The sequence below is a fragment of the Actinomycetospora sp. 2LY8.5 genome (assembly GCF_057180585.1).
Map to the genome: position 1 here is coordinate 1 of NZ_JBXUHE010000081.1, position 8,391 is coordinate 8,391.

General features: G+C 75.8%; 8 protein-coding genes and 1 pseudogene. 5 read left to right on the forward strand and 4 right to left on the reverse strand.

Annotation, left to right across the window (positions count from 1 at the left end):
- Positions 1 to 245: 245 nt before the first annotated feature.
- Positions 246 to 1,124, reverse strand: coding sequence for a sigma-70 family RNA polymerase sigma factor (locus AC2A1K_RS35100; RefSeq protein WP_483900984.1), 879 nt, complete (start codon positions 1,122 to 1,124; stop codon positions 246 to 248).
- A 93-nt stretch (positions 1,125 to 1,217) separates the two neighbouring features.
- Between AC2A1K_RS35100 and AC2A1K_RS35105 the strand changes: the two genes are divergently transcribed.
- Positions 1,218 to 1,670, forward strand: a complete 453-nt coding sequence (locus AC2A1K_RS35105; protein ID WP_483900985.1) for a carboxymuconolactone decarboxylase family protein — start codon at positions 1,218 to 1,220, stop codon at positions 1,668 to 1,670.
- 10 nt (positions 1,671 to 1,680) lie between these two features.
- Here the strand turns inward: AC2A1K_RS35105 and AC2A1K_RS35110 are convergent, their stop codons facing one another.
- Positions 1,681 to 2,223, reverse strand: coding sequence for a winged helix-turn-helix transcriptional regulator (locus AC2A1K_RS35110; protein WP_483900986.1), 543 nt, complete (start codon positions 2,221 to 2,223; stop codon positions 1,681 to 1,683).
- 58 nt (positions 2,224 to 2,281) lie between these two features.
- On the opposite strand from AC2A1K_RS35110, the gene AC2A1K_RS35115 reads away from it, so the two are divergent.
- Both AC2A1K_RS35115 and AC2A1K_RS35120 read left to right on the forward strand, forming a co-directional pair.
- Positions 2,282 to 3,664, forward strand: coding sequence for an MFS transporter (locus AC2A1K_RS35115; protein ID WP_483900987.1), 1,383 nt, complete (start codon positions 2,282 to 2,284; stop codon positions 3,662 to 3,664).
- 32 nt (positions 3,665 to 3,696) lie between these two features.
- Entirely contained in the window at positions 3,697 to 4,221 is a 525-nt protein-coding gene (locus AC2A1K_RS35120) for an OsmC family protein (protein WP_483900988.1), read from the forward strand.
- 63 nt (positions 4,222 to 4,284) lie between these two features.
- Here AC2A1K_RS35120 and AC2A1K_RS35125 read toward each other — a convergent pair whose 3' ends face one another.
- On the reverse strand, positions 4,285 to 5,991 hold the full coding sequence (locus AC2A1K_RS35125; RefSeq protein WP_483900989.1) for a globin domain-containing protein: 1,707 nt from the start codon (positions 5,989 to 5,991) through the stop codon (positions 4,285 to 4,287).
- Positions 5,992 to 6,273: 282 nt separating this feature from the next.
- On the reverse strand, positions 6,274 to 7,251 hold the full coding sequence (locus AC2A1K_RS35130) for a hypothetical protein (protein ID WP_483900990.1): 978 nt from the start codon (positions 7,249 to 7,251) through the stop codon (positions 6,274 to 6,276).
- 205 nt (positions 7,252 to 7,456) lie between these two features.
- Between AC2A1K_RS35130 and AC2A1K_RS35135 the strand changes: the two genes are divergently transcribed.
- Both AC2A1K_RS35135 and AC2A1K_RS35140 read left to right on the forward strand, forming a co-directional pair.
- A complete protein-coding gene (locus tag AC2A1K_RS35135; protein ID WP_483900991.1) occupies positions 7,457 to 7,588 on the forward strand; it encodes a hypothetical protein in 132 nt (43 codons plus the stop codon).
- 141 nt (positions 7,589 to 7,729) lie between these two features.
- A pseudogene (locus tag AC2A1K_RS35140) lies at positions 7,730 to 8,391 on the forward strand (hypothetical protein); the annotation flags it as partial.

The following is an 8,391-nucleotide window of genomic DNA, read 5'->3' on the forward strand; positions in this document are numbered from 1 at the left end:
GGGCAGAGCGGGGGGAACAGCAGCCTACGGCCATTGACGGCAGCTCTGATGGAAGCCATCCCCGCTCCGCCTGCACACCCGGAGCCAACACCAGCTCCGGCCGCACCTCTGAAGGTAGGGCCTGATGGAGATGCGGCACCTCCCGGTGCGAGCGACGCGGCACCTCCCGGTGCGAGCGATGCGGCATCGCTGGCGTGTGACGCCAGGATCGCCACATCCTCGCTGCGCGACACGCCGGTGACCTGTCACCGCAGCTCGACGTCCACGCTCGCGAGCACGTCAGGGTCGGCGATCATCTCGATCGCGACGATGCGGCCGCCGACGACGACGAGGTCGAACGCCGAGTAGACCGTCCCGCCCGGGGCGAAGGCGGCACCGAGCGCGCCGTCGAGCAGGGCGGGCTGCGCGGCGCGGGCTCGCCCGCAGAAGATGCGGGCGACGGCGTGCGCACCCTGCACGGTCTCGGCGACGTCGGGCGCGCCGGGATTGGCGGCGGCCGCGGCGACGGCGACGCGGTCGGCACGGAGCTCCACGTCGGGGTCGAGGACGCTGAGCAGCCCGGCGAAGTCGCCCTCGCGCGCGGCGGCGAGGAAGGCCTCGACGACCTCGCGGCGCCGGGCGGGGTCGGTGTCCGCCTCGGCCGACCCGCCGCGGACGCGACGGCGCGCCCGGCTCGCGAGCTGGCGGGCCGCGGCGGGGCTGCGCTCGACGACCGTCGCGATCTCGTCGAACGGCACCGCGAACATGTCGTGCAGGACGAACGCGAGGCGCTCGGCGGGGTCGAGCCGCTCGAGCACGACGAGCAGCGCGCCCCCGAGGGCGTCGGCCTGCGCCGCGCGCGCCTCCGGGTTCGGCTCCGGGTCGGCGGCGTCCGGAGCGTGGTCGATCGGTGACTCGGCGCGGGTCCCCCGCGTGCGCAGCATGGACAGGGCGACGCGGCTCGCGACGGTCGTCAGCCAGGCGCGGAGGTTCTCGACCTCGGAGGTGTCGGTGCGCGCCAGGCGCAGCCAGGTCTCCTGCACGGCGTCGTCGGCCTCGGCCGGGCTGCCCAGCAGTCGCAGCGTCACGGCCCGCAGGTGCGGGCGGTGGGTCTCGAAGCTCTCGGCGAGATCGGTCTCGTCCATCGGTCACATCCCGTCGCTCGGGGGCGTCTCCCTGATGACCGCCGCGCGCCGGCGGATGTGACCCGTGGACGAGTACAGCACGAGGAGAGCGCCATGACCGTACGACTCGAGCACTTCACCCGCGCGCTCCCCGGCTTCGGCGAGGCCGTCGGCGCGATGATCGGCACCATCCGCGCCGCCGGGGTCCCCGACACCACGCTGGAGCTGGTGCATCTCCGCGTCAGCCAGATCAACGGCTGCGCCTTCTGCGTCGACACCGGGACGAAGGCCCTGCGCAAGAACGGCGAGCCCGACGAGCGCATCGACATGCTGCCGGTGTGGCGGGAGGCGCCGGGCTACTCGGATGCCGAGCGGGCCGCGCTCGCGCTGGGGGAGGCGGCGACGCGGATCGCCGACCGCCCGGACGCCGTGTCCGACGAGGTGTGGGACGAGGCGGCCCGGCACCTCGACGAGACGGCGCTGGCCGGGCTGGTCGCCCAGATCGCTCTGACCAACCTGTTCAACCACGCCAACGTGGCCATCCGCCGTCCCGTCGGCGCCTGGTGACGCAGGTGGGTCAGGGCAGTGGGGTCAGGAGGCGGTGGGGGCGGCGCAGGGCGACGCTGACGGCGTCGTCGCGCAGCGGCCGGTCGGGCTCGTCCGCGGAGTCGAGGTCGAGCAGCCGCGTCTCCAGCGACGCCGGCGCCGGGAGCGTCCCGCACGCCGGGCAGACCGCGCCGGGGGCGAGGTCGGCGCCGCCGGCGGGACAGTCGGCGTGGCGGAACCGGCGCCGTCCGCCGCCCGGGCCCACCCGGTAGCGGTCGCCCCAGCGCGACAGCGAGTACAGCGCGGGCCACAGGTCGAGCCCGGCCGCGGTGAGGGCGTACTCCTCGCGGCCCGGGGCGTAGGGCCGGCGCTCCAGGACGCCGGCGTCGACGAGGGTCGCGAGCCGGTCGGACAGCACGGCGCGCGGGATGTCGAGGTGGGCACGCAGGTCGGCGAAGCGGCGGACGCCGAAGAAGCAGTCGCGCAGCACGAGCATCGTCCAGCGCTCGCCGACCACCTCGAGGGCGCGGGCGAGGGCGCAGTCCTGACGGTCGTAGTCGCGGCCCAACGGCACGCGACCACGGTAGCAGCTCGGTTCAATGACCGAACCGGACCTGCTAACGTCCGACTCCGTGAGCTCGTCACGCGCCACCCTCGCGGTCGCCGGCACCGCTACGTTCCTCGCGCTCGTGGTGTTCACGACGCCCCTCGCGACGCTCCCGTCGGCCGCGACGGCGCTGCACGCCGGCCCCGAGGCCCAGGCCTGGATCCTCAGCTCGATGAGCATCGGCCTCGGGGTGGCCCTGCTCTCGGTCGGGGCGCTGGGCGACGACCTCGGCCGGCGCCGCGTCCTCGTGCTCGGTGCCGTGGTGCTGGCGGCGTCCTCGGTGCTCGGGGCGCTCGCGCCGAACGCGTTCGTGCTCGTCGTCGCCCGCATCCTGCAGGGCATCGGGGCGGCGGCGCTCGTCGCGTGCAGCCAGGGCCTGCTGGGTCACGCGTTCCCGGCGGGCACACCCGCCGCGCGCACCGCCAGCGGCATCTGGGGGGCGAGCCTCGCCGCCGGGATCGCGGTCGGGCCGTTCCTGGCCTCGGGTATGGACCGGGCGGTGGGCTGGACCGGCGCCTACTGGGTCGCCGCCGCGGCGTCCGTCGTCCTCGCGGTCGTCGCGCAGCGGCTCGTCGCCGAGTCGCGGGCCGCAGAGCCGCGACCGATCGACCTGCCCGGCGTGATCGTCCTCGCCGCCGGGCTCGCCGCGCTGCTGGCCGGGCTGACCGAGGGCCGATCCGGGTTCGGGCGCCCCGGCGTGCTCGCGCTGCTCGCGGCGGGCGTGGTGCTGGTCACCCTCTTCGTCGTCATCGAGCGGCGCCGGACGGCCCCGATGCTCGACATGGGGCTCTTCGCGACGCCGGCCTTCGTCGCGGCGACCGTCGGGGCGCTCGCGACCGGGCTCGGGATCATCGCCTCGTCGTCGTTCCTGCCCACCGTCGTCGAGCGAGGGCTCGGCAGCACCGCGGTGGTGGGCGCGACGCTGCTGTTCGCGTGGTCGGGCACGAGCGTGGTGACGGCGCTGCTGGCGCGCCGGCTCCCGGCGGCCTGGTCGGGTCGCCTGCTGCTGGCGGGCGGGTTGATCGTCATCGCCGCCGGCCAGTTCCTGCTCCTCGGTCTCGAGGCGGACGACTCCCCGGCGACGCTCGTCCCCGGTCTCGCGCTGGCCGGCGCGGCGACCGGCGTCGTCAACGCCGCCCTCGGGCGCGAGGCGGTCGCCAGCGTGCCGCCGGGACGTGGCGCGATGGGCGGCGGCGCCAACAACACCGCCCGCTACGTGGGGTCCGCCATCGGCGTCACGATCGTCGCGGTCGTGGCCACTCGCCCGTCCCTCGGCGCCGGGCCGGCGGCGCTGGTCGCGGGCTGGAACGACGCGGTGCCGATCGCGGTGGCATTCTCGCTGGTCGGCGCGGCCGCGGTGGCGGCCTGCCGACCCCGACGGGTGCGCACGCCCGTGACGACCGGGTGACGCAGCGCCAGGTCCGGGGGAGGATCACGGGCATGGACAAGACGCAGCTCGCCGAGACCCAGGGTCCGCTCAAGTCGCAGTACAAGGAGGACCCCGAGTCGGCCGTCGTCACGCTCAAGGCGGACGGCGACGTCGACGGCTCGGGCATCGCGTGCCTTGTGCAGACCTCGCAGGCGCTGGTCGAGGCCGGCCTGCACCCCGCCACCGGCGGTGACGGCACCCAGCTGTGCTCGGGCGACATGCTCCTCGAGGCGCTCGTCGCCTGCGCGGGTGTCACCCTGCGCGCCGTGTCGACGTCGATGGGCGTCGAGGTCCGTGGCGGCAACGTGCACGCCGAGGGCGACCTCGACTTCCGGGGCACTCTGGGCGTCGCCAAGGACGCGCCGGTCGGGTTCCGCGAGGTCCGCCTGCGCTTCGACCTCGACACGGACGCCGACGCCGACACCCTCGCCACGCTGCACAAGCTCACCGAGCGGTACTGCGTCGTCTTCCAGACACTCGCCAAGCCGCCGGAGCTCTCGGTCGAGATGGCCCCGCGCCAGGCGGCGACCGCCTAGGTTCGCAACGAAGGACGCCCCGCCGCTCCGGGAGAGCGGCGGGGCGTGCTGCTGTGACCCGGGTCAGTCCGTGTGGTACGGGTCGTAGTGGATGTTGAGGAACGGCGTGCCGGCGTCGAGCAGCGCGCCCACGGTCGCGCGCACCATCGGCGGCGAGCCGCTCACGGTGATCTCGCGGTCGGCCCAGGCGCCGTAGCGGGCGACGACTTCCCCGACCGTCCCGGTCTCGGCGCCGTACTGGCGTCCGTCGTCCTCGACCACCGGGATGACCGACAGCCAGGGGTTGTCCTGCGCGCTGCGCCGGAGGGCCTCGATGTCGTAGAGGTCGCTCCACGTGCGGCCGCCGACGAACAGGGCGACCTTGCGGTCGGTGCCCTCGACGATGAGCTGCTCGACGATCGACCGGGCCGGCGCGAGGCCGGTGCCACCGGCGACCATCAGCAGGTCGGACCGCGAGCGCGGATCGAGCGTCATCTGGCCCATGGGCGGGCCGATGCGCCACACGTCGCCGACGCGGGCGTGCGACACGATCGCGCGGCTCACCCAGCCGCCCGGCACCGTGCGGACGTGGAACTCCAGCACGCAGTCCGGGCCGGGGGCGTTGGCCGGCGACATCGAGCGCCACATGCGCGGGCGCTGCGGGGTCTCGACGCTGACGTACTGGCCGGCGAGGTAGGGCACCGGCTGGCTGGTCTGCACCCGGACCACGGCGAGATCCTGCGAGATCCGCCGGTGCTCCATGACGCGGCCCATCCACACCGCCGGGCCGCCCTCGGCGTCGGCGGCCTCGCGCATGATCTGGGCGACGAGGTCGTAGGCGCCCGTCCAGGCGTCCTCGACCTCGCGGGTCCAGGCCGGGCCCGCGATCTCGGCCAGGGCGCCGAGGAGGGCCTCGCCGACCTTGTCGTAGTGCTCGCCGATGACCCCGAACTTGCGGTGGTCGCGCCCGAGCTGGCGCAGGAAGATGGAGAGGTCATCGGGACGGTCGACCATCTGCACCACGTGGACGAGCGCGCGCAGCAGACGGGTGCGCTGCAGCTCCATCGTCACCGGGAACAGGTCGCGCGTCTCGGGCGCGATGCGGAAGAGCATCCCGTAGAACAGGGACCCGAGCTCGTCGGTGCGGTGCGAGACCGCGTCGAAGCTCGAGCGGATCAGCGACACCATCTGGTTGACGTCGTTGGACGACGAGGCCTCGCGCGGGGCGGGCAGGCCGACACCGTCGGGCGCCCACGCCGCTCCGCTGTCCGCGGTCGGCGTGCCGGGCTGCGGCATGGGCGGCGGGGGCGCGGTCGGCACCGGGCCGAACTGGGTCGGCCCCGAGGGCGGGCCCGTGTGCCGGCTGCCGGCGAACGGTGGGGGCGGCGCGGCCGCCGGGGCGGACCCCGGATACGGGGACCGCGCACCGGACGGCGGACCGTGCGGCGCGGGCGGGTAGGTCATCGAGCTCCCCTCGGACGCGGAGCGGTAGGAACCCGTGCGGTCGTGCCCGGGTGCGGTCGGCGGGTTCGAGCGGTAGGGCCCGTCGCGGCGGTCGTCGGCGATGTCGAAGACCGAGCTGTCGGACTCGTCGGGGCCGGTCGGTCGACCCGTGCCGAGGGGAGGGGAGAGAGCACCCGAGGACGTCTCGTAGCCGTCGGGCTCGGACCGGGTGCCGTACCAGGCGGCGGCGGTGTGCGCGTCGTCACGGTCGGGGTGGGTGGCATCTGTCGGGCGAGACCGGCCGAGCGGTCCCCCGGCCAGGGAGCGGTCGTCCCTCGCTGCGGTCACGTCTGGTCGACTCCTCGTCCCGGATGACTGATCTCCCCCGGCGTCGCGCCACCCTAGCGGTTGTCCTCGACCTAGGGACGCTACTCCCGGTCGTGCTCAGCGCCGCCCTGACGTGTGTTCGTGCGGTCAGCGTAGGGCCACGCCCGGTGAGCGGACGCCCTCGGCGCCCATATCGGGTGACAGGGCCGAACGGGCGCGTCATCCGGCGTCGTACGACGACCGTTCCCCGTCGTCGATCTCCACGCTCGAGAAGTCGGTTCGCGGCCGGTCGCCGGACGGGCCTCAGTCGGCGGTGGTGGCCCCGCCGTCCAGGGGCGATGACGAGGGCGGCGCGTCTCCGGGTCCGCTCTCGGGCCCTCCGAGGCCGCGGCTCCCGACGGCCGCGTCCTGGGGTACCCCGCTGCTCGTCCCCGCGTCCGTCCGGGGGGTCGGGCTCGACGGTGTGGTGGAGCGCGGTGTCCGGGTCGAGGTCGTGGTCGAACGCTCGGGTGTGGTGGATCTCGCCGTCGTGGTGCTGGGCCGGGGACGCGAGGTCGGGGTGGTGGCGCGGGGTGGCGCGGCCGGCTGGGGGGCGCGTCGCACGGACGCCGCCGCCGACGAGGGCTCCGGGGCCCGGCTCGAGGCGCCCGGGTCGAGCGCCTCGACGACGCCGGTGTCGACGGTCGGGACGGTGGCCTCGGGGGTCTCCGGGACGGGCGTCTGGTCGGCCGGGACGGCCGGGACGCCGGGGAGCGCGATCTGGGCGCCGCTGCGCTGGGCGTCGAGCCCCAGCGCGATCCCGACGCCGCCGACCGCGAGGGCGGCCATCACGGCGGCGGCGGCCGGCAGCGACGACAGCCCGCGCCGGCGGGCGGCCGCGGGCGCCGGACGGGAGAGCATCCGGGCCATCTCGTCGGCCCGGGCGCGCATGTGCCGCGAGGGGCGCGGACGGCGGCGGCCGGTCGCACGCGCCGACTCCTCGGACGCGACGACCGCGTCGACGTCGGGACGTCCGGGTGCGGCGATGTCGGTGATCGCCGGCACCTCGGGCAGAGCGGGCGCGGTCCGGCCGGTGTCGGCCGGGCCCGGGGCAGGGGGCGGGACCGGCCCGGCGCCCCGGGGGAAAGGCGGAGCGGGTGCCGGCGCGCGTGCCGGGGGGACCACGGGCAGCACGGCGGTCTGGCGGTCGTCGGCGGGCGGGCCGGCCGGACCGGAGCCGGGCGCGCGCATCCCACCTGTGGCGTTCGGCTCGTGGCCCGCGGGCCACGGGGCTCCCGTCACGGTGCACCTCCCGGCCCCGGCGAGCGCGTCGTCCCGTCGACGTCACTCGCTGTACACGAGGCCATCACACGTTGTCGACCGGACAGCGTGCCAGACGCGATAGACCGGCGACGGACGACCCGTGCGCTGCGACGATGCGCGGGGCCGTCGAGAACGGACCCGTGTGTGCGAAGGGTGGTCGAGCCACCCTCTACAGTGGGCCGCCGTGGAGCCGTCCCGGTGCGTCGACGCGCGCGCGGGGTCGCGATCGGGACGCCGCGTGGCGGACACCGTCCTCGCGTCCTCGTTCGTGGTCTTCGTGCTCTCGGCCCTCGATCGGCAGGTGCTCGGGTCGTGAGCGTGCTGCTGCGCCGAACAGACCATCACGGTTCGGATGTCCTCCGGAGCGATTGATCCGAACAGCGAGATCCGTTCCGGGGGTCGGAGCGGCAGAGTGGACCGGCGGCCGCGCGGGGACGGCTCGAGACACGGAGGTGGCATGACGGGCGGCTCGGCGATCGATGTCGTGAGCTCCGGGGACCGGACGTTCCCCTCCCCACCGCCCCGGGACGGCCGGACCCCACGCCCGGTGCCGTCCGTCGTCGGTACCGCGGCTCCGACCCCGAGCGCTCCTCCCGCCCCGGGAGAGCCGCACGGCCCCGAACACCCGCACGGCCCCGAACACCCGCACGGCCCCGAACACCCGCACGGCACGCGGGGCCCGTCCGGCACCGAGGCACCGCCCGCCTCGGGTGGCTGGCCCGCCGGCGGTCGCGGCAACGGCCGGCCGTTCGTGGCCGCCGCCGGCGCGCCGAGCGCGACGCGGGTGAGCGCGCCCGTGGCGCCGCCCGCCGTGGCTCCCACCGCCGCGCCTACCGTCGGGCCCTCCGTCCCGGCTCCCCAGCCCGCCCGGCCCGCCGACGTCCCCGGTCCCGAGACCACGCTCGAGGTCGCGTCCGGCGCCCGGGCGGTCGTGCCCGCGGCCCGGGTCGGCGAGAAGGACGCCACCGCCGAGCAGGCCCCGAGCCACCCGGGTGTCGATCCGGGGGAGGCCGAGGAGTTCGTTCGGCTGTTTCACGCTGAGAACCCGGAGGCGGGGCCGGTCGAGCCGCGGGTGGCTGCGGTGTGTGAGGAGATCGCGCGTACCGGTACCTATGTTCA